Source organism: Nocardia sp. CDC159 (assembly GCF_023740735.1).
Taxonomy (GTDB): Bacteria; Actinomycetota; Actinomycetes; order Mycobacteriales; family Mycobacteriaceae; genus Nocardia; species Nocardia pulmonis.
In genome coordinates this window covers 360,026-379,442 of the sequence record NZ_JAMRXH010000005.1, presented here as the reverse complement: position 1 = coordinate 379,442, position 19,417 = coordinate 360,026, and the positions used below count along the sequence as shown (strand labels likewise).

The 19,417-nt window shown below is 67.3% G+C and carries 22 protein-coding genes; all 22 read left to right on the top strand.

Going from position 1 to position 19,417, the window contains the following annotated elements; genetic code table 11:
* The first annotated feature begins 1 nt into the window (after position 1).
* Complete coding sequence (locus NDR87_RS14245) at positions 2 to 670, top strand: hypothetical protein (protein WP_251911971.1); 669 nt, start codon at positions 2 to 4, stop codon at positions 668 to 670.
* Entirely contained in the window at positions 667 to 948 is a 282-nt protein-coding gene (locus NDR87_RS14240) for a hypothetical protein (RefSeq protein ID WP_251911972.1), read from the top strand. The genes NDR87_RS14245 and NDR87_RS14240 overlap by 4 nt, the downstream gene beginning before the upstream one ends.
* A 111-nt stretch (positions 949 to 1,059) precedes the next feature.
* Positions 1,060 to 1,995: an alpha/beta fold hydrolase gene (locus NDR87_RS14235; RefSeq protein WP_251911973.1), complete on the top strand. Its 936-nt coding sequence runs from the start codon at positions 1,060 to 1,062 to the stop codon at positions 1,993 to 1,995.
* Complete coding sequence (locus NDR87_RS14230) at positions 1,992 to 2,225, top strand: hypothetical protein (protein ID WP_251911974.1); 234 nt, start codon at positions 1,992 to 1,994, stop codon at positions 2,223 to 2,225. The genes NDR87_RS14235 and NDR87_RS14230 overlap by 4 nt, the downstream gene beginning before the upstream one ends.
* A 16-nt stretch (positions 2,226 to 2,241) precedes the next feature.
* Positions 2,242 to 2,865, top strand: coding sequence for a hypothetical protein (locus tag NDR87_RS14225; protein ID WP_251911975.1), 624 nt, complete (start codon positions 2,242 to 2,244; stop codon positions 2,863 to 2,865).
* 12 nt (positions 2,866 to 2,877) lie between these two features.
* Positions 2,878 to 3,669, top strand: a complete 792-nt coding sequence (locus NDR87_RS14220) for a hypothetical protein (protein WP_251911976.1) — start codon at positions 2,878 to 2,880, stop codon at positions 3,667 to 3,669.
* On the top strand, positions 3,666 to 5,063 hold the full coding sequence (locus NDR87_RS14215; RefSeq protein WP_251911977.1) for a hypothetical protein: 1,398 nt from the start codon (positions 3,666 to 3,668) through the stop codon (positions 5,061 to 5,063). Before NDR87_RS14220 ends, NDR87_RS14215 begins: the two co-directional genes overlap by 4 nt.
* Positions 5,060 to 6,529: an SCO6880 family protein gene (locus NDR87_RS14210; RefSeq protein WP_251911978.1), complete on the top strand. Its 1,470-nt coding sequence runs from the start codon at positions 5,060 to 5,062 to the stop codon at positions 6,527 to 6,529. Before NDR87_RS14215 ends, NDR87_RS14210 begins: the two co-directional genes overlap by 4 nt.
* Positions 6,526 to 8,223, top strand: a complete 1,698-nt coding sequence (locus tag NDR87_RS14205; protein ID WP_251911979.1) for a hypothetical protein — start codon at positions 6,526 to 6,528, stop codon at positions 8,221 to 8,223. Before NDR87_RS14210 ends, NDR87_RS14205 begins: the two co-directional genes overlap by 4 nt.
* Positions 8,224 to 8,273: 50 nt before the next feature.
* The gene (locus NDR87_RS14200) at positions 8,274 to 9,362 is read left to right on the top strand and encodes a C40 family peptidase (protein WP_251911980.1); all 1,089 of its coding nucleotides are present in this window, start codon (positions 8,274 to 8,276) and stop codon (positions 9,360 to 9,362) included.
* Positions 9,363 to 9,529: 167 nt separating this feature from the next.
* Positions 9,530 to 9,835, top strand: coding sequence for a hypothetical protein (locus tag NDR87_RS14195; RefSeq protein WP_251911981.1), 306 nt, complete (start codon positions 9,530 to 9,532; stop codon positions 9,833 to 9,835).
* Between the two features lie 164 nt (positions 9,836 to 9,999).
* Complete coding sequence (locus tag NDR87_RS14190; protein ID WP_251911982.1) at positions 10,000 to 10,377, top strand: hypothetical protein; 378 nt, start codon at positions 10,000 to 10,002, stop codon at positions 10,375 to 10,377.
* The gene (locus tag NDR87_RS14185; RefSeq protein WP_251911983.1) at positions 10,374 to 11,375 is read left to right on the top strand and encodes a hypothetical protein; all 1,002 of its coding nucleotides are present in this window, start codon (positions 10,374 to 10,376) and stop codon (positions 11,373 to 11,375) included. Before NDR87_RS14190 ends, NDR87_RS14185 begins: the two co-directional genes overlap by 4 nt.
* Entirely contained in the window at positions 11,372 to 12,289 is a 918-nt protein-coding gene (locus NDR87_RS14180; RefSeq protein ID WP_251911984.1) for a hypothetical protein, read from the top strand. The genes NDR87_RS14185 and NDR87_RS14180 overlap by 4 nt, the downstream gene beginning before the upstream one ends.
* A 151-nt stretch (positions 12,290 to 12,440) precedes the next feature.
* Positions 12,441 to 13,175 carry a hypothetical protein gene (locus NDR87_RS14175; protein ID WP_251911987.1) on the top strand — a complete coding sequence of 245 codons (735 nt, stop codon included), beginning with the start codon at positions 12,441 to 12,443 and terminating at the stop codon, positions 13,173 to 13,175.
* 180 nt (positions 13,176 to 13,355) lie between these two features.
* Positions 13,356 to 14,342, top strand: a complete 987-nt coding sequence (locus NDR87_RS14170) for a hypothetical protein (RefSeq protein WP_251911989.1) — start codon at positions 13,356 to 13,358, stop codon at positions 14,340 to 14,342.
* A 63-nt stretch (positions 14,343 to 14,405) separates the two neighbouring features.
* A complete protein-coding gene (locus NDR87_RS14165; protein WP_251911991.1) occupies positions 14,406 to 15,104 on the top strand; it encodes a hypothetical protein in 699 nt (232 codons plus the stop codon).
* Positions 15,101 to 15,361 carry a hypothetical protein gene (locus NDR87_RS14160; RefSeq protein WP_251911993.1) on the top strand — a complete coding sequence of 87 codons (261 nt, stop codon included), beginning with the start codon at positions 15,101 to 15,103 and terminating at the stop codon, positions 15,359 to 15,361. The genes NDR87_RS14165 and NDR87_RS14160 overlap by 4 nt, the downstream gene beginning before the upstream one ends.
* A 324-nt stretch (positions 15,362 to 15,685) precedes the next feature.
* Positions 15,686 to 16,207: a hypothetical protein gene (locus NDR87_RS14155; RefSeq protein WP_251911994.1), complete on the top strand. Its 522-nt coding sequence runs from the start codon at positions 15,686 to 15,688 to the stop codon at positions 16,205 to 16,207.
* Between the two features lie 136 nt (positions 16,208 to 16,343).
* Positions 16,344 to 17,297: a hypothetical protein gene (locus NDR87_RS14150; protein WP_251911996.1), complete on the top strand. Its 954-nt coding sequence runs from the start codon at positions 16,344 to 16,346 to the stop codon at positions 17,295 to 17,297.
* A 189-nt stretch (positions 17,298 to 17,486) separates the two neighbouring features.
* Positions 17,487 to 18,101: a hypothetical protein gene (locus NDR87_RS14145; protein ID WP_251911997.1), complete on the top strand. Its 615-nt coding sequence runs from the start codon at positions 17,487 to 17,489 to the stop codon at positions 18,099 to 18,101.
* On the top strand, positions 18,098 to 19,369 hold the full coding sequence (locus NDR87_RS14140; RefSeq protein ID WP_251911999.1) for a hypothetical protein: 1,272 nt from the start codon (positions 18,098 to 18,100) through the stop codon (positions 19,367 to 19,369). The genes NDR87_RS14145 and NDR87_RS14140 overlap by 4 nt, the downstream gene beginning before the upstream one ends.
* Positions 19,370 to 19,417: the final 48 nt, after the last annotated feature.

Below are 19,417 nucleotides of genomic sequence, written 5' to 3'. Positions count from 1 at the left end.
CATGAGCGCCACCGCATTCCACCTACGTACCGTTCACGCCACAGATCGCGAACCACCGACCGGTCACCTCGACCCGGACACCATCACCGCACCGGCCCCCGATCGTCTCGCCCCAGTACGGCACGCACCGCTCCCGGTGACCGGGCCGCACCCGCCGCTGTTCGCCGTGCTGGGCGCGCACGGCGGAGCAGGAGCCTCCACCCTCGCGCGCTGGTGGGTGCATTCGGCCGACACCGGGCTGGCCTGGCCCGCCTCGGCCGCCACGACCCAGCGAGTGATCGTCGCCGCCCGCGAGTGCATCCCCGGACTTACCGCTGCTGCCGAACGGCTGCGGGAATGGCACGCCGGTCTCGCCCCCGCGGGGGTCAGCATCGTCGGGCTCGTGCTGGTCGCCACCCGCCCCGGTCGGGTACCAGCCGCCGTGGGTCGTTACCGGCGCACAGTCGCCGAGTTGGTCGATGGGGCCGTGTGGTCAATCGGCTGGCACGACGAACTGATCGTGCGCGAACTCGACGACCTCGCCCAATACACGCCCTACGACCCGCCGCCGCGCCGCCGCGCGCGGCTCACCGAGGCCGTCCCGGTCGACGTCCACACCGCAGGACTCGCCATCACGAACCGAATCGCGGTCGGGCGAGGCGACGCCCCAACCTCGAGGAGCATCTCATGACCCCGCTGCTCACCGAGTCGGTCGTCGTCCTGGCCGAAATCAAGGTCACACCGGTGGCGCCGCCTGGATCGGACGGATTGATCAAAATCGTCAACTGGCTGGGCTGGCTGGTGATGCTGGCGGGGGTCGCCGCGCTGATGTACGCGGGCGGGAAGTTCGGATGGGAGCGTTGGCACGGCGGCGCGGTCGAGTCACCCAAGATCGTCCTGGGCGCCCTCGCTGGCGGCATCGTCGCCACCAGCGCCGGCCAAATCATGCAACAGATCGCGGGCTCATGATGAGCGCGGATCTCGAAATCGTTGTCTCCCAACTAATCCGACCAAACACGCGCTACCGACGCGGTCGCCACGCCATCGAATCCACACAATCGCCTCGAGGGTAGGAACGGCATGTATCAAGACCACACACTGTTCACCATCCCCGTCGACGGCACCGAACTGTCGGCCTACCGATGGGGGCGAACCGAAGCCCCCGCCACGGTCATATATGTCCACGGAGGGCTCGGTGACTCCACAGTGTGGACGCCGCTGATCCGAACTCTGCACGAACATTTCGACGGCGGAATCGCGCAGATCGCCTTCGACCAACGCGGCTACGGCTCATCACCGCCAGCGAGTCCGTTCCGAGAAACCGACATGGCAGTGTTGGCCGACGATCTGGATACCGTTCTCACTGCGGCACACGGCGCAACCATCCTGGCTGCGCACTCGACAGGTTCGCTACTGGTGCAGGCGTGGGCCGAACGGTTCCCGCGTCACGCGACAGCGGTCGCAGGCTTGGTGCTGTTCGGTGGTGCCGCAGAGTTCCCTGAAATGCCCTGCCTCCCAGCCAACTACCGCCGCTTCTTCCGGCGACTGTGCTCGGGGGACATGGGCGCGCTCGCCCTGGAACCGGCGGTGGGAGCCATGCTGTTGCGCAGCTACCTGCGGCGACCGGGCTGCGTTCACCCGACGGACAGTGCGCTCCTTTCCGGAGTGCGTTGCGTTGGCCAGCGGGTGATGACCGAGCAGGTGCGGATCTTCAGCAGATACCGGATCACCGACAGCGTGGTCGAAATGCTACGCGGCGTGCCGACCTTCGTCGCGACCGGCGAGCACGACCGCATCGTGCCCCCCGCTCAGGCATTGCGATTCGCGGAAACGATTTGGGCCGAGATCGATCTGATCCCCGAAGCCGGGCACTGGCTGCCCCACACCGCACCGCAGCGCGCAGCCGAAGTCCTCACCCGCGCTCTGGAACTCGCCTACCGCGCCGATATTGGCAGGTCGCTGTTCACGGCCGAAGAGCCGTACCAGGCGCTCGACAACCTCGGAGAACCGCTGTGACCGCCCGACCGCTGGACCCCAGGGTGAGCGAGCCCCTGACACATCTGCTCGGCTGGCTGGCCTGGATCGTGCTGCTGCTGTGCATCGCCCGCGCCACCTGGGTGGGCGGGCAGCTCGCAATCCGAATGTACCGAGAAGAAGCCGTCGAAGGACTCGCCGGGTCGCTCCTCGGCGCAGTCCTGGTCGGCGCCGCGAGCGCATTCGCGGCCGCGCTGTTTCCGACGCACTAAAAGCTGGAGAGACACCATGGAGAACAAGGCGCACACTCCGAAAACCGTTAGGTTCGTCGCGATCTGTTGTCTGCTGGTGGCCGTATTGTCCGGATGTAGTGCCGACCGGCCGGGTAGTTCGGCAGAGGCGGCCGATACCCGAGCGGTGCCGAGAAATCTCAAATCGGTCGCTTTCCAAGGAATCAAGCTCCCGGCTGCCGAGGAAGGGCCGCAGCGCGACGACGGAATCGTCGCGGGGGGCTACGACCATTCCCCGGCGGGCGCCGCGCTCGCGGCGATCCAGGCGACGGTCCGGTTCTCCGTAGCCGACGACCGTCAATATCCACGGGTCGGGCAGCAGATGCTCGCGCCCGGGCCAGGGCGAGACAGCTGGGCGGTGGCACGCGCGCAAATCTCCATCAGCGGCCCGGCGAGTGATCCGCCGACGATCCTCGGCTATCGAATCGCCAGTTACACACCCGAGCGCTGCGAGGTCGACATCTTTGCGCGGCAACCGGATTCGTCACAGACCCGCACTTCCGGTGTGGTCGTCTGGACGAACGAGGACTGGAAGCTTCGGCTACCCGACCCACCCCAGTCCGCGACCGTCGTCGCGGTGACCGAGATGCCGACCGACACGGTCACGCTCGTGATGCGCTGACAAGGACACCTCATGAGCACGCGCAGACTCCTGACCATCGCGAGCATCAGCTTGGCCCTCATCGCCACAGCGGTAATCGGACTCGTCGCCACCGACAACCACGACACGACCTCACCCGCGCCCCCATCGACTGCCGAGGCCATCCCGACTGCCAGTGCGTCCGGGGCGAGCCCTAGCCACGCTCCCACTACCGATCTGTTCGGCAATCGACTCGAGGTCACCGGCGACGACGCGGGGCAGGCGCAAGCCCAGGACCCGAGCCAGCAGGTGAACCCTGCTGCGCCGGAGTACCTTTCAGCGCCTCCGGCAGGGTTACGCTGGCAGCGGGGATGGGGTGGCGCGGCACTGCCGGTGTCGGTCAGTGATGGACCCGCGCGTATCGAGGCGGGGGTCGCCTCCGGCTTCGCCGACACCCCCCAAGGGGCGGCGCTGGCGGCGCTCGACGCGGTCGCGCGAGCCCTCGCAGCGCCGGACGGTGTGTGGCAACAGGTTGTGCGATCACGATTCCACGGTGGCGGCCCAGCGCTGATAGATCGTTTCGCTCGCAGCCGCAGCACCCCAAACCCAGCCCGCTACATCGCAGTCCCGGACGGGGTGCGCGTCTTATCGAACTATCAGCCGGACTTCGCTGTCGTGCAGATCGCGGTCCGGGCTTCTGACGGATGGACCTACGGCACCTGGCCCATGGCGTGGGTCGACGGGGATTGGCGGGTCCGGGTACCGGACGACATCGACACGTTCTGGGGTGAACCCACGTTCGTCGACACCCTCACCGGTTTCGGCCAATGGAGCGCACCCCGATGAATACCGCCCCGAGCCAAATCCCGGACATCCTCTGCAACCTCCCCTACGGCGCCCAACAAGTCTGCGAACTGGGCGGCACAGCCGTGAAAAAAGCAGCAGACTCCGCCATCGACAACCTCGTCGACACCCTTCTGGACGGCCTCGGCACGCTCCTGCGGTTTGTGCTCACCTGGTGGATCGATCTGCCCTCACCTCAACTCGAAGCACAGACGGGCGAGCCGGGTCCGGTACTGGTGACCATCCGCGACTACACCAGCGGTCTGCAAATGCTGTTGATGACGGCCGGGATCCTCGTTGCCGCAACACGACTGGCCTTGGCGAAGCGGGGCGGCTTGGCTGGGGAAGCCCAAGAGTCGTTTCTGATGTTCGGTCGGGCGGTGCTCGCAAGCATGATGTTCGCCGCCGTCGTGACTGTGGGTACGCGCGCTGGTGACGCATTTTCGGACTGGGTGATCTTCGATGCCTCCCGCGGCGACACCAACACCGCGGCAGGCCGGATCGCCGAATTCGATCTCCGTGTTCTTCCAGGACTTGGCACCGGAGTGCTGCTGATCATCGGGCTGCTCGGGATCGTGAGCATGCTCGTCCAGTTGGTGATGCTGGTCGTGCGCCAAGCGCTACTGGTTGTAGTGGTCGCGGCGCTGCCGATCGCGGCGGCGGCCTCGGGCACCGGGCCAGGCTCGCAGGCGTACAAGAAGATGCTGTCGTGGGCGCTGGCGTTCGTGCTGTGGAAACCGGTGGGCGCGTTGATCTACGCGATCGCGTTCGCGGCGGTGGGAGCGAAACAGGATGCACAGCAGCAGGACCCGCAACTGGTACTACTCGGCCTGATCTTGCTGATCATGGTGGCCGCAGTGTTACCCGCACTGATGCGGCTGGTAGCTCCCGCCGTGGCCACACTCGGCGGGGGCAGCGGCGCGGCCGCCGCGCTGGCGGGCGGCGCGCTCGGGCTGGCCTTGGGCTCGGCCGGCTCAGGAGCAGACCGCTCCGAAGCTCGGAAGATGAGCGAGGGGGAGGGCTCGGCCGGCGGAGGCGGCCCACAGTCCGGCCCGCCGCCCGGTCCCCGGTCCGGAGGTGGTGGGCCAGGCCGTCCCGTGGACAGCGGCGGAGGCGCGAACGGTGCCGCGCCCACCACCGGCGGCAAGTCGGCGACAGGGTCTGGCAGCCGCGGGAGCGCTATAGGACCCGGCGGCGCCACCGCGGCCGGAACGGCGTCGACCAGGGGCGGCGCGGCCGCGGCGGCGGGCCCGGCGGGGGCGGCGGTAGCCGGAGCGCAACTAGCCAGTAGCGCTGCGCAGCGGCTCGGCAACGCCATCGGCGGGGAAACCAACGATGCCGCAAGCGGCACAGGCTGGGATCCGAATGCGCCTGGACCGCGGGAGGTCCGGCGATGACCACACGAATGTATGGGCGCTGGGAGCGACCTCGCTCCGCCGGGTTCTTCGGATTGACCTGGGGGGTGTCGATGTTCGGGCTGGCGCTGATCGTGACGGTCATGCTCACCTTCATGATCACGCGCTCCTTGCAGGTCTCCGGCATCGTCATCGGTTGCGGCGCAGCGGTTTTCATTCCGATGGCGATCACCATCGGCGGCCGTACGGGATGGGAAATCGCGATGCTGCGCGCGCAGTTCGTGCTGGCGCGCTCGCGCGGGGAGCTGATGTATCGATCGGGACGATTCTCCCGGATTCCCGGTGTGGCGAAACTGCCCGGCCTGCTGGCGAATTCACGATTGATGGAGTACGAGACGCCGGGCGGGAAACGGTTCGCACTGATCCATATCCGGCGTACTGATCACTACACCGTGGTGTTACGGGTCCTGCCGCGCGGCAAGGAGTTGGTCGATCAGGCCCAGATCGACGCGTGGGTCGAAGGCTATGGGCAGGTGCTGGCGGCACAGTCGCGCGACGGCGAGGTGGTCGCGGTGACCGCGGTGTTGGAGACCGTCGTGGAAACCCAACTGAGACAGCGCCGTGAGGTCGCCCGGCTGGTACGCGAGGACGCGCCTGGATACGCGCGCGCCGTGATGCACGAAGCGGCCGAGATCGGCGGGGTCGGGGTGCGAATCGAGGCCCGGATCGCGGTCACCTACCGGGCGATCGGGAAAGGCCGCACGCGCCGCGACCCCGCCGAACAGGCACGCGAAATCGGTCAGCGCCTGCAGGGAGTGCTGTCCCAGTTGGGCCGGGCCGGATTACCGGCGACTCCGCTGGAGGCGTGGGAAGTGCTGGGACTGGTGCGCACGCGCTACGACCTGGCCGCCCAGCGCGACGTGGAGGTCGCCGGCCGCGACATTCTGCGAACCCAATCCTGGGACACCATCGGCCCGATCGCGCACGAAGATCGGTGGGACCACTTCGTCCACGACGGTGGCCGCTCGGTCACCTGGGAAATGGCGCTACCGCCGCGCGGCGCGGTGCTGGAGACCGGGCTGGAGGACCTGCTGCGCCCGCGAGTCGATGTACCGCGCAAGCGGATCGCGATCGTGTACCGGCTGCATTCGGCGGCCGAAGCGACCGACATCGTCGACGCCGACTACCGCGATGCTCTCGCCGCCGAGCAAACCGAACGCGGCATCGCGTCCGCGGCGGCCTCCATTCGTGTCGAGAACACCGCTGCCGCCCGCAAGGAGCAAGCGCGCGGGGCGGGCCTGACGCGGTTCGGGTTGTTGATCACCATCACCGACGGTCTCGACGGCGATATGCCGGGTGTTGAACCCGTGGTCAAAGCCATGTCAGCGGCATCCCGGCTCACCGTGCGACGCTGCTACGCCGCCCAGGCCAGCAGCTTCGCTGCCAGCCTCGGGATCGGCGTGATCCTGCCCGACCACACCTCGGTGTCGAGGCGGGTGTCCGGATGACCAGACAACCCCCGGTTCGCACCACCATCGCAGGCATCCGCGTGCTCACCGACAGCGCGCGAGCGCAGGCCGAGCACGCGGCGAAAGGGCGGGGCCTGCGGGGCTGGCGTGCTCGATTGGCGCTGTCCAGCGACGACCATCGCCGCGCGAACGCCGAGCAGCGGCTTGACGACCGGCGGCGCGACGGATTCCTGCGCCCGCTGGCCAAATTGACCGACCGCGGGTACGCCGGGGTAGGCGGCGGCCGCGCCGCCGTCGTCCCAGCGATGCCGGAGTGGCGAGGCACCACAGTCCAGGTCGCCGGGCTCTGGCCGTTCTGTGTCGGTGCCGCGGCACCGGTGGTCGGGACCCCGGTCGGCACGCACTACATCACCGGTGCGCCTGTGCATTTCGATCCGATGTCGTGGTTTGTGCGCGGATACATCACCGCACCGTCGAGTTTCGTGTTGGCGCTCAACGGTTTTGGGAAGTCGTCGCTGATCCGTAGGTTGGTGACCGGCGCTGTGGCCGCGGGCCGAACCAGTTTGTGTCTGGGCGACACCAAACCGGATTACCGGGATCTGATCGCGCGGTTGGGCGGGCAGGTCATCGAACTCGGTTACGGCCGCGGTCTCAATCCCCTCGCGGTCGGTGCGCTGGGGTCCATCCTGGACCGGCTCACCGACCCTGATCACCGCCGCCAAGTCGCGGTGCAGGTCGAGGCCGGACAGGTCAACATCGTCGCGGGCCTGATCGAACTGGCCCGAGGCTCACAGATCGCCGACTACGAAGAAACCCTCATCGCGGCCGGGCTGCGCGAACTCTACAGCCCCGCAGGTGGATTCACCCCAGACCACCCTCCGTTGTTATCGGATCTGCTGGCGGTCATAGACGATGGGCACACGCGGCTGCGGCGGTTCGCCGAAGAGGATGACACCCCGTCCTATCGGGCCAGCACCAAACCCTTGCGGCGCTCGCTGCGCGCATTGATCGAGGGACCATGGGGAGAGATTTTCGACCGCCACACCAGCGTTCCGCTCGATCTGGACGCCCCAGCGGTATGCCTGGACGTATCCCGGGTACCGATCGGGGACCGCAAACTGCTCGCCGCGGTCCTGATGACTTGCTGGAGCACGGGTTTCGGCGCGGTGGCCGCCGCGCACGCCTTGACCGAGGCAGGGCTGGCGCCCCCGCGGACCTTCCAAGTGGTCATGGACGAGATCTGGCGGGTGCTCGGCGTCGGGGCCTTCATGGTTGACCGCGTCGATGCCCTGACCCGGTTGCAGCGGGAGCTGGCGGCCGAGCTAATCATGTGCAGCCACTCCCTCAAAGACCTGGAGAAGTACAACGCGCTCGGGTTCTTCGAACGCGCCCGAGCCAAGATCATCGGCCCGGTCGGACCCGAAGAGATCCAACGCATCCGCTCAGCGGTGTCGATCACCGCCACCGAAGAACTCCTCGTCACGTCCTGGGCAGCGCCACATCCACCCGACGACGACCGTATCGATGTCACCGATACGCGTGAAACACCGCCCGGCACAGGTTGTTTCCTGCTCAAGACCGGCGAGGCCGCCGACCCCGGAATCGCCTTCCGCATGACCTTCACCCCGACCGAGCGAAGCGCCGATGTCCACAACACCAACCGCCGCTTCGACCATCTCCGCCAACCGGGCCGGGACGGACAAGGCCAAAAGGAGGCGAGTGGTGAGCGATGAACGGCTTCAAGACCAGCCTCGCGGTGTTGGTGAGCATCCCCCTGCTGGTGATGGTCCTGCTGATCGTCGTGCTCGGCTCGGACCAGTCCCCGTCGTGCACGCTGTCGGCGGCGGCCGGGGCCGACTACTCGACTGGCGTGTCAGTGGCCGGGTTGACCGAGCGACAGCTGCAGCTCTCCCGCAACGGAGTCGTGATCGGCAAACAGCGGCGACAGCCGGAATCGGTGATCATCAGCGAGTTGGCCGCCCAGGCAACCGAATCCACGTTCCGGAACTTGGCCAATCCGGCCGTGCCGGAGTCGCTGGGCTATGCCAACGACGGGCTGGGCTACGACCACGACTCGGTGGGTCCGCATCAGATGCGCGCCAGCGTCTGGGGCACGGTGGGTATCGGCGCGCTGATGACGCCGACCTATCAGATCAACTGGTTCTACGACCAGGCCTCCGGGGTGGCCGGGCGCGATCGAATGTCGCCGGCGGAGCTGGCGCAAGCGGTCGAAAAGTCAGCGCCCAATGCCTATGCAGCGCAACTGGACCTGGCCCGCAAGTTGTACGCGATGTTCGCCGACATCGACACCACATCCGGACCGCCGGGACTGCCGGCGCCGGGCTGCGGCTCGCAGGGCAGCGGAGCCCCGCTCGTCGGTCAGGGCGGGTCGTTCGGCGCCGCAGTCGTGCGGGCGGCACAGCAGTGGATCGGCACCGACTACGTGTGGGGTGGCGGCGACCAGCACGGCCCGACGAACGGGGGGTTCGATTGCAGCGGGCTGACCTTGTACGCGATCTATCAGGCATCCGGCGGGACGGTGCGGCTGCCGCACTACACCCAGGATCAGCAGGACTATCCCGGTGCCGAGGTGGTGCCCTACGCGCAACGCCAGCCCGGCGACCTGGTGTTCTTCACCCGCCCTGGCGACAGCGATTCCCACCACGTCGGGATCTACCTCGGCCGCAGCGACGACGGCGAGGACCGGATCTTGCACGCCCCGCAAACCGGCCAGCAGGTCACCACGAGCCCGCTGTCGGCCTGGCGAGGGGAACGCATCGACATCCGCCGCTACCACCCACCAGCCCACACCACCCGACCTCACTCACCAGAACGGACACACAGTGACACAGAACGCGACGAAAACCTCTGAGGGCCAACCTAACCGGCACGCCGGAGACTGGACGAACCGGCGATTCGCCGCCCAGCACGCCAGCGGTTCGATGGATGACTTGTCGAGGCATCGGTCGGACAGCTCGAGCAGTAGCACTTGCCTGCTCGAAGGCGGTGGCGTTTGTGCCCTCCTCGGAAGGGGCGGGCATGACAGAGAGCTATGAGGAGCCGATCACCTCGCTTCCCCTGTGGCAGAGACGACTTCTGCGAGCACTGCACGAATTCGCCCTGCGGGAGCGGGAACTGGCGGAACGAGTGAGCTATTGGCCCCGCGACGTGGAGGGCGAGCTCGAGAGAGTCGCCGAGGTGACGTTGATTGCAGTGCCGGAGACTCCCACCGTGAATGCGGCCATCGAGGCCGTCCTGCTGGCTGGAGGCGAAATAGATTGGACTGACAGGCGTGACGAGCATGGCCCGATGGCTCAGGCCCCGGATGCCGGAGTGGGCCCGTGAAACGCCCGATTTCATTGGTCACCGTGTTCGGTGCGGCGAGTGTAGTCGCGTTGCTGGGCTCCTGCAGTCCTAGCCAGGCCCCAGCGTCGAAGCCTGAACCGCAGTGCGATTCCACGGTGTTCGTGATGTTCGACCGAGTCGATCATTGCTCCGCCGAAGCTGTCATGACCACCGCGACGGCGACGGTGTTCAGTTACCGGCCAAGCAGTGAACCCGATGCGCGCTCCGCGTTTCGGCGGGCCGCGCCGCTGATGGACCCGCAGTACGCGCAGCGGGCCGAACCCGCTGCGACGGTCCTGGCCCCGATCACCGGCGCGATGTGGGCGCGGTGGGCGAGCGCGGGCACGACCGTCACCGCGGTCGCACGGGTGACCGCTGACGACCACCCGCCCGACACTGGCACACGCACCGCCCGGGTCCTCGGGGTCACCCAAACGCCCAGCGATCACACACCCGCGAACCGATTCGCCGTCTATGTCGAGGCCGAACGAGCGAACAACGTGGCGGGATGGCGCGTTTCAGCACTGGAGGTGAAACAGTGAGCAGCGGTGGAGACCCTGCCGACGAAGGCGGGCAGGCGATCCGCACCGGATTCATCCAGGCCATGCAGTCGTCGGCGATGATGATGAATCTGCTGCAACGGCGCGGCGCGGAATCCCGGTCGATCGCCGAATACCAACAGCGACAGACTGATCGGGCGACCGAGCAAGGCCGCAAGGACCAGATCCACGGACTACAAACCCGGGGCTACCGGGATCGCGCGGAGAAAGCGCAGCAGCTTCATGATCTCGAGATCGCGATCAAGCAGGCGCGATTGACCTACGACGAGCGCGCCGACGGCCGAAGGGAGGCCGAACATACCGCGACCGAGCGGCGGCGCGACAAGATCCACGGCTACCAGGTGCAGGGCTATCGGGCCGAGCGAAACCGCAAGGACGCCATACACAGCCAGCAGGTGGACGGTTACACGACGCGGAAAGCGCACGCGGCGCACCTGCACGCCCTGGACGTGGAGTACAAGAAACTGCTGATCGACGGCCGCCGCAGGGCCATGGGATTTACCGAGACATTGGTCGACACCCCCAGTCCGGAAAGCGCCACCGCGGCGGCAGCCTGGGCCGCCGCGCGCAACACCGCCGATTTGTCCGACGACCACCAGCAGTACTGCGATGCCTACACCGAGCGCTACTCCGAGGACACCGGTGAGAACCCGGCAGACCTGATCGAGGCGGCCCCCGAGGACTACCAATGGGTCGATGACAGCGAAGCCGGCACCGACAGCGACGGGTCGGCAACGACGTTGCAGGCGATGGCCGGTGTCGCTGAGGAACTGACATTCAGCACCTACGCCGAACACCTGCACACCGAAGACCTCTTCGACGCAGGCGACAACGAGTCAGCGGCCCGAGACGGCGCCGAGCTGCACACGGCCGTCGAGGCCGCCGGGCTAGACGGTGCCGTCGCAGACACATTCGACACCTCACCTGCTCCCGAAGCGCAGATTCCGGGAACAGATCTCGACACGGAGATCGAGCCGTGAATACCGACCATCCGGCGATGCCCACGCCCACCGCACGGCAAATCAAGGTACTCAAGGCAATTCACGCGGCGCACGCAACCGCCAGAGAAGCGGAAAACAGCGCCACGGCTGGCAGCGCCCGGGGACTGGCCTGGGACGAGCGACGGGTGGAGGCGGTCCGGCTGGGACGCGAGGTGGAGAATCTCGCCGCAGCCGCGGGTGTACCGCCGGAATGGATCGAGCAGGTGCGGACACGAGGCGCGTCCGGATTGCCGTGGAACCCGCGGCTGAACTGGCGCATCCCGGAGCCGGTCGATCGGACCGATGTGCTCACACGGCTGTCGGCCGATGTTCGGCAGGTCCAGGACATCGCCGCCCTGGTCGCTTCCCACGGGGAGGAGGGGCGTCGGCGGGAAGTCGGCACCGCGCAACTCATCGAGCGCAAGCTGCGCATTCTCGGCCAGCGCGTCGCCGCTGTGGCATGGATCCTCGATATCACCGCAGACGAGGCCGAGCAGCTGTGGGGCGCGCACAGCCATTGGATCGCAGCAGCTGCCAGCGTTCGCACCGCCAGCACCGAGGCGGTGGTCGGGCGGTGGAGAGCCCACGCGCGGTCGGACACGTCCGGTCTGGACCAGCAAGCCCAGGCGCTGACGAAGGCCGGTCTGACCGGACGTCGTACCGAGCACGGGCCACCCACCCCCGCAGAGGTGGTGCAGGTTGTCCGGAATCTGCTGACACACCCGCCGACCCCGCTGACCGCACCGCATTCATCCGCTCGCGACGTGGCCGCGGAACGAGAGTCTGGCCCCGCGATCGCGGCTGCGATCGCGGTGGTGGAGTTCAGCGCTGTCACCGACGCGGAATCCGCTAGCACCCCTCCCCCGGCGGCGCCTCCGCGAGACCCGTTTGTGCTGCCAGAGCTGGAGCCATGAGACCCCGAGCGAGCACAAGAGTTCACCTCCCGGGCGCCGCCGGCGATCGGTCCCCAGCCGGGCCCGGCCGGCATCCCGGCTGGACCTCGAAATGCGCCCAGGAGTCGGCGAAGCATCGACCGACCTTTTGTCCTTCGATGAGGAGGTTGTGATGAATGGGCAGGTCCCCTGGCGGCATGAGCCGCCCTGGCGCGTGCGGCTGCTGCAACAGATCCAGGATCTGGCAGCAGACCGGGCAGTCATGCTCCGTCGCGGCTACCACGTCCACGGCCGTGACGAGCTGGCACGTGAAAGATGGGACGCCACAGTGGTATTGGTCGAGGGAATTCGTCGCGATCTGGAACAGCGGGCCCTAGCGTCAGGTACTCCGCGACCGTGGATCGACGACGTCCTCGTGCTCGGGCACCGCGGCATCCGATACACCGACTACTACCCGGACCCGAGGGCACGCACCAATCGGGCCCGGGAAGCGTCGATCGAGCGTCTCGGCGGGGACGTGTGGCATCTGCAGCACATGGCGGCACTCTCCGCGAGCCGCCGCGACCGGCTCTACGGACACGGTGTCCTGACCGAACCCGAACCCGTTGCCGCAGAGCAGTTCGAACGCAACATGATTACCTACTGGATGCGAGCCCACACGGCCGCCGATTCGCTCGATCTGTCACCCCTGGAGCGGAAAGACCTGTGGGCCACCACCGTCGAACAATGGCGGCGGGTCGTGGCCGCGACGACCGCCACCTACGACGACCACGAATTGGGACAGCGGTGGTGGGCTCACGCACACGCCGGGATCGAACGGATGCTGGGCGCGAGCCTGGCTCCCCGCACCATCACCCCGATCACCGCGAAAGCAAGCGCCGTGTGCTGCCGTCTCCGGCGGACATGATTGCCGCCGCCGAAGAAGCCTTGGTTCCACCGCGAACACCGCGACCGCGCGGCGCGGCTGGGGGAACGTCCGAGGCCATCGAGACCATGTTGCCCGAGGCGGGCACGTGGTCGTTGCCGCCGGGTGGTACGGCCCCGCCGGATAGCACGCAAGGTCCCGAGACTGGGATTCAACCATGACGTGCCCGCCCAGGCCTCAGGTCGAGGACCATCCGGGATTTCCGCGGGAACGACGTCGGTCATGAATATCGGCGACGACCGGCCGCGGCGATGCGGTGAGCTGCCCACGCAGCTGGCCCAGCAGCTGCGTGCGGTGCAACTGCTGGCCAAGCAGGAGTCCGAGATGGTCCGGGAAGCTCAAGGTCCCGAACAGGATCTGACTGTGTTGAGGTCGATGAGCAACCGCCTGCACGAAGTCCGACGAGTACGAGAGCTGGCCGAAGTGGCTGCCCGTACGGCCGGGGCTGCGAGTGCATGGGTTGACCGGGTCCGTCGGCTGGGTGAGATGGGGCGGGAATGGGACGAGGACCAAATGCTCCCACCGCCACCGGTGGTGCAACGGCGCCGCTCAGCAGTCCAGGTCGCCGACGATATCAAGCAAGTTATCGATATGGCAGTGCTCGACGTCCTGCGCAACCACCACCTGACCTGCGACGTCATCGAGCCCCGAGACGCATCGGTGATCACCCAGTACCGCACCAATATGAACGTCCTGCTGGCCCGAGCCCGATACACCGCCCGGCTGGGTGGGATGACCGAGCACGAAGCCAACCGCACGTGGGAGCCGAGCCCGCGCAATTGGCGCCAGGAAGTCCGCCATTACCTACACAACCACAGCGCCGATGACATCGACGCACTGTGGGGTAGCTACGCCAGCTCCGAGATCGAACGAACCGTTCGCAGATCCCTCGGCCGCCTACACCGCCAGCTCCACGCGGCAGACCACCCGGGCCAACACCTCGCCCCGCCACCGCCGACGTATCTGCTTCAGCAAGCTCGCGACGCCTTGACCGCCGAACTCGACCAATCCGACGGCACCCATACAACCACCGCCATCACCACAGCCTTCCCCGAAAAATCCACCCACTGCTGGAACAACACCACCGAGTGCACCGAACCGGCCGATACGAGCTACCAGCAGGCCACAGAGGCCGGACCGGACCCCTGAACGAGGAAACCGATCAGACCGCACCCCACCGACTACACGAAACCCGAAAGCCGAGGTGTCATCATGACCCAACCGGAGCCGACATCGGAAACGGTGTCGGTGCAGCAGCGACAACAGCAGCTGCTGCAACAGATCCACGACCTGGCCGCCGAAGAAGCCCGGATCATCCGTCAAGAATTCGGCACGGCAGATTCTCAGGCCGAGACCCATCGGCGCCACCGCCTCGACGATTTGATTGCCCAGCGAGAGGCCACCGAACAGACGGCGCTGTCGAATGGACTTCGGCCGGTCGCCATCACCATGGCCCGCACTCTCGGCGCCAATTATCGCGCACCCGAATTTTCCCCGTCGGAACCCATCGCACCCCATCAGTCCACACCCGGGGCGCTACCGGAAGCCGGGCGGGGCTTCATCGTCGACATGATCGGGCTGGAGTGGGAGGAGCTGCGCCGCATGGTGGTGTTGGACGCGGCGCGCCGACTCCGACTACCCCACGGACTGTGGCAGTTCGGCGACGATCCCGTGGCGATGGCCGCCGTCCAACGAAGTCTGCACGCGAAGCGGACCCGGATCGCCGTCCTGGCGGGTGCGGCAGGTCTCACCGATCAGGAGGCGCGGCTGTCTGGGCCAACGGCAGCGTGGAGGACCTGCGGCGACTGGCCATGGCCACCGCCGCGACACTCGACGATCTCGCCGTCGAGCACGCATGGAGAGGGATTGCTCGCCAGCGTGAGGCGGAGGTCCCGCCATACCTCTCGGTGAACGCGCGCATCGGGCAACCGGCCGCAGACATCCGCGCACTGCCCCCGACGATCCAGGAATTGACAGCGAACGCCACGGCCGCGCTGACGACCACCGCCGCTGATGAAACCCGAAACCTGGGACCACAGATCGATCCGCATCTCGAAACCGCCGTGGACACAATACTTCCGGCGGTCCACATCGAATGGGCACCCACCCACGACGGCAACCTCGAGTCACCAGAAACACCGCCTGGCATGGGTGCCGAGCCGGGCTGAACCACCAAGTCTGCAGCTTCGAAAACCTGATATGGCCTCAGCCCTACCGGACACACAGCCGCGCAGACAAATTTCGCCGCGGCGGCGCTGGCGCCGTCCGCCGCAGGCACCGATCACCACTCGCGAGGGACATCAACCGCACCGCAACCGATCTCGACATCGGCTGCGGCCCCCGAACTAGCCGAACAAGGGCGGAACATGATGTCCGAGAACACCCCCAACACAGACAACCCTGGCCGACGCGACACAGGAGGCGAAGCCGACCCATCGGCCCGGCTGCCGACAGACCCCGACGCGGGGCGAGTCGACTGGAGTGAGCCAGCCGTGCGCGCAATCCAGATGATGCTTCTGAAAGACGTGCAGGACTACGCACACCGACAGCAGTTCCTGCTGGCCCTTACCGCTCAAGTCGACAACGGCACCGTCGAGTTTCGCCAGCAGTGGGCATCGACCCTGCGCGACATGGGGAGCTTGGTGACGAACGCGGTCGTCCTCGCCCAACAGGCCCGAATCGCCTCCTCCGATATCGCGCGCGCCCTCGAGCTCGGCGCAAAAGGATTCCCCTGGCATCTCCGGCCCGCCAGCCCTTCGCTGGCACTGCTGGAACAGATACTCGACCAGCGCGCCGAAACCGCCCTGGGGTCCTGGTACGCCAACAGCAACGACGACGGGCAACACAAGCACACCAGCGTCCCGCACGCCGATGCAGCCGAGCCCGGCCACCCGATCGGCGAAGCAATCGATACCGCACTGCCATCACCGGACGACACCCACTGGCGCAACCGTGAAGCGCCCACACCGCCGCCCGAGCACGGCTCCGGGCCCGAGCCGGGGAGCGAGCCGTGAGCCGGTGGGACCTCGTCAACCACGTGCGGGAGAAGACGCGGTGTCCAGCAGTGCACCGCCAACATGCCAGATCTGACAGGCCCGGCCGACATCGCCTGTGCCCCAACCTCTTTTCAGCGAAGACGAAGGCTTCGCTATGAGCAGGCCGAAACCGGTGTGGGAGACATTGTCGGTGCAGCAGTGGCGAGAGCGGTTGCTGCAGCGGATCCACGATCTGGCCGCCGAGCACACCCGCGTCACCCGCACGGGGTACGACGAATCCGACCCGGACGCCGAACTCAACTGGCGTAGTCACCTCGATGTCCTTGCCGCGCAACGAGAACTCACCGAACAGACTGCCCTGTCGGCGGGGACCCCGCCCTATCTCATCGAGTGGGCCCGCCTGCGCGGCAGTAGCCGCCAACAGCTACCAGGCTCCGCCGAAGCCGACCTGCCTGCCTCCTCGGGGGCAGCCGACACCAGGCGCGATTTCCTCGTCGAGCGGATCCGCATCGAGTGGCTGGAACTGCGGACCATGGCCTTGCTGAACGCCGCTCGCAACCTGCGGATCACTGACGGACGGTACGCGTTTGGTGCCGATCCTGTCGCCATGGGTGCCGTGGAGCGGAATTTGAGTGTGCGGTGGAGAAGGCTCGCCGTTCTGGCGGGAGCTGTGGGGCTCAGTGAGCAGGAAGGGCACGTGATCTGGACTGAGGGCGGCGTCGAGGACATGCGCCGCTTGGCCGTGGCCACCGTCGAGGTCCTCGGTCATGATCTTGCGCTGGAAGCCGCCTGGAAAGGCATCGTCAGAAACGCAGTGCCGGAGATCCCGATCGAGGTGCCCGTCGATCTGCGGACCGGTAAGCCCGTCGGTGTCATCCGTGCGCTACCACCGACGGTCGAGGAACTGGAAGCGCACGCCACGGCCGCACTGATTATCGCCGAGCCCGCCCACAAGGCACAGGATCTGGGCAATGACCGCGACCGCCTCACCGAGATCGCGGTGGAGGTAGCACTTCCGCCCGGCACCGACCGCAGATGGACCCACGACCCAGACGCCGACCCACCGGCACCACCCGTGACGCCCGAGATCGGCGCGGAGCCCGACTGATCATCACACTCCCACAACCACAACCGGCGCGCCTGAGCGGCCACCGAACGACGTTGCAGTCATCGCTGGCGCCGACACCGCAACGAGCCACCACCGCCCGGTCAACCAACGCGAGGGACATCGCAATCGCCGCACCCGATTTCGACGATCGGAGGCGGCGCACACCGACCCAAAAAGGCTCGAAACACGATGTCCGACAAAGCAAATTCAACCAATCCGCCCCAGCCACCACCCGATCTGGGACCTCACTCGGCTTCAGGGCCCGGCGCCGCGGGCATCGAGACCGACGGCCCGCCCTGGACGCAGGCACGGGCCGACCTGCTGCGGGAGGTGCAGGACAAGGCTTGGATTCATCACGAAATGACCGCTGAAGCCGGTCGATCCCGCTCAGGCCCGGTAATGAGTCAGCATTGGGCCAAGGTCGTGGCCGACTGCGATGCCGCGGTCCAGCGCGCGGTCCGCGCGGCTGAAGAAGCCGGAGTCGCCGCCGCCGACATCACGCGAGCTCGCGAACTCGGCGGGGAGGGAGTGCGATCCAGCGGTGAGGCCGCCACACGCTCCTCCGGTCTGCGAGAACTCATCAATGAGGAATCGGCACCGTCGAATTCGGAGGTCAATTCGCCGCCTGACCGCGCCGACCAACCGAGGGAGCCGCCGCCGGATCCGACCGAGTCGAGCCACGGTATCGACGAAGCCATCAGTACCGTGCTCGACTACCAGCCCGAAAGAGGGTGGCGCGGCGGCGTCTCGACGCCACCACCATCCGACCCGGCGCCGGGGACCGATGTCGAGGCAACGCCATGAGATGGCTGCGAGAACGGCGCGGCCTGACCGATCCGGCGTACTACCAGGACGCGGGATCACCGGACGAGCGGAAACTCCTGGCGGACTTCGCGTTGCACTACCAGCTGAACCTCGTCGCTCCATTCGCCGAAACACCCGTGCAGGCCGTGGAATTCGGCGCCCAAGCCAACGACCTCGCACGCCGGTGGATCCACCACCCGGACCCCGAATGGCGCCGGATGTGGGCGCAACTGAGCACGGCCGCCGCCGACTGGACGGCACGGCCGGAGCAGGCCCGCCGGGAATTCGATCACCTCGCCATAGCCCGCCACGAGAGTCGCGTCGCCATCGACGAACGAACATGGCGGGTGCTGCGGCTAGCCCGCGAAGTCACAGGCCACGGCGAAGGCCAGATCAGCGGCTCCGAGCAAGACGCCCACCGCCGCCACACCGATCACGACCTCACCGTCACAGCCAACCCCGCACCGGATGTCGATCGCAGAACTGCGGTGGAGAAAACCCTTGGCGCCCCACGGACCGGCGGACCGGATGCTCCGCTGTCGCTCGAGCGGGTCGGTCAGGTCATCGTCGCCACCGAACAGGCGCTCGCCGATGAAGAACACGCCAGCGAGGTCGACCGACGGGATCAGTTGCTGTCCGAGTCGGTGCGCCATGCCCCGATCGTTCACGACTACAGCCGAAGCGACGACGCCAGATGGGAACAGCGGCAGGCGAAGTTGCTGCGGCAGGTGCAAGATCTGACCGCCGAACACGCGAGCGTCGCCGACGGATTCGAGGGGCGGCTGGAGGCGGATCAGCAGCGGATCATGCGGCTCGAGCAACTGCGCGCTGCCGCGGCCGACGCTCGGGCGGACGCATTGCGGGCCGGGGTATCGCCCGAAGCCGTCGACCACGCCTACCTGCTCGGTCGCGACGGCATCTACTGGAGTATCCAGCCGGCGGATCCGCGGCTGGGCCGGATCGCGCAGCTGACCGAGCAGCGTGACCAGGCACGAACCGAAGTCGATCACCTACAGGCCCGCATCGCGGAGCTGCAGGCAGCACTCGACACCCGGATATCACCCGGCCTCGACGACCCACCATTGCCGGCCGCCGCACACACCACCGCCGCCCCCGGCCCGACCGCCACGGGAGCGGGAATCGAAGCCGCGATCGACATAGCCCTCACCGACACCACCGATACGGCCTGGAATGCCGAGCGGGGCGATCTCGATCCACCCCCGCCGAGCCCGGCGCGAGCGGTCGACTCCCTGGAGCTGAATCAATGAAAAGCACTGTCACACTGCGAGGTTCGAAGAAGCCGCCTAGCCGCTGCC

Excerpts from the sequence above, each read along its gene's own strand:
- NDR87_RS14245 (WP_251911971.1), top strand. The coding sequence starts at position 2 with ATGAGCGCCACCGCATTCCACCTACGTACCGTTCACGCCACAGATCGC.
- NDR87_RS14240 (WP_251911972.1), top strand. The coding sequence starts at position 667 with ATGACCCCGCTGCTCACCGAGTCGGTCGTCGTCCTGGCCGAAATCAAG.
- NDR87_RS14235 (WP_251911973.1), top strand. The coding sequence starts at position 1,060 with ATGTATCAAGACCACACACTGTTCACCATCCCCGTCGACGGCACCGAA.
- NDR87_RS14225 (WP_251911975.1), top strand. The coding sequence starts at position 2,242 with ATGGAGAACAAGGCGCACACTCCGAAAACCGTTAGGTTCGTCGCGATC.
- NDR87_RS14220 (WP_251911976.1), top strand. The coding sequence starts at position 2,878 with ATGAGCACGCGCAGACTCCTGACCATCGCGAGCATCAGCTTGGCCCTC.
- NDR87_RS14215 (WP_251911977.1), top strand. The coding sequence starts at position 3,666 with ATGAATACCGCCCCGAGCCAAATCCCGGACATCCTCTGCAACCTCCCC.
- NDR87_RS14210 (WP_251911978.1), top strand. The coding sequence starts at position 5,060 with ATGACCACACGAATGTATGGGCGCTGGGAGCGACCTCGCTCCGCCGGG.
- NDR87_RS14205 (WP_251911979.1), top strand. The coding sequence starts at position 6,526 with ATGACCAGACAACCCCCGGTTCGCACCACCATCGCAGGCATCCGCGTG.
- NDR87_RS14200 (WP_251911980.1), top strand. The coding sequence starts at position 8,274 with ATGGTCCTGCTGATCGTCGTGCTCGGCTCGGACCAGTCCCCGTCGTGC.
- NDR87_RS14195 (WP_251911981.1), top strand. The coding sequence starts at position 9,530 with ATGACAGAGAGCTATGAGGAGCCGATCACCTCGCTTCCCCTGTGGCAG.
- NDR87_RS14190 (WP_251911982.1), top strand. The coding sequence starts at position 10,000 with ATGACCACCGCGACGGCGACGGTGTTCAGTTACCGGCCAAGCAGTGAA.
- NDR87_RS14175 (WP_251911987.1), top strand. The coding sequence starts at position 12,441 with ATGAATGGGCAGGTCCCCTGGCGGCATGAGCCGCCCTGGCGCGTGCGG.
- NDR87_RS14165 (WP_251911991.1), top strand. The coding sequence starts at position 14,406 with ATGACCCAACCGGAGCCGACATCGGAAACGGTGTCGGTGCAGCAGCGA.
- NDR87_RS14150 (WP_251911996.1), top strand. The coding sequence starts at position 16,344 with ATGAGCAGGCCGAAACCGGTGTGGGAGACATTGTCGGTGCAGCAGTGG.
- NDR87_RS14145 (WP_251911997.1), top strand. The coding sequence starts at position 17,487 with ATGTCCGACAAAGCAAATTCAACCAATCCGCCCCAGCCACCACCCGAT.
- NDR87_RS14140 (WP_251911999.1), top strand. The coding sequence starts at position 18,098 with ATGAGATGGCTGCGAGAACGGCGCGGCCTGACCGATCCGGCGTACTAC.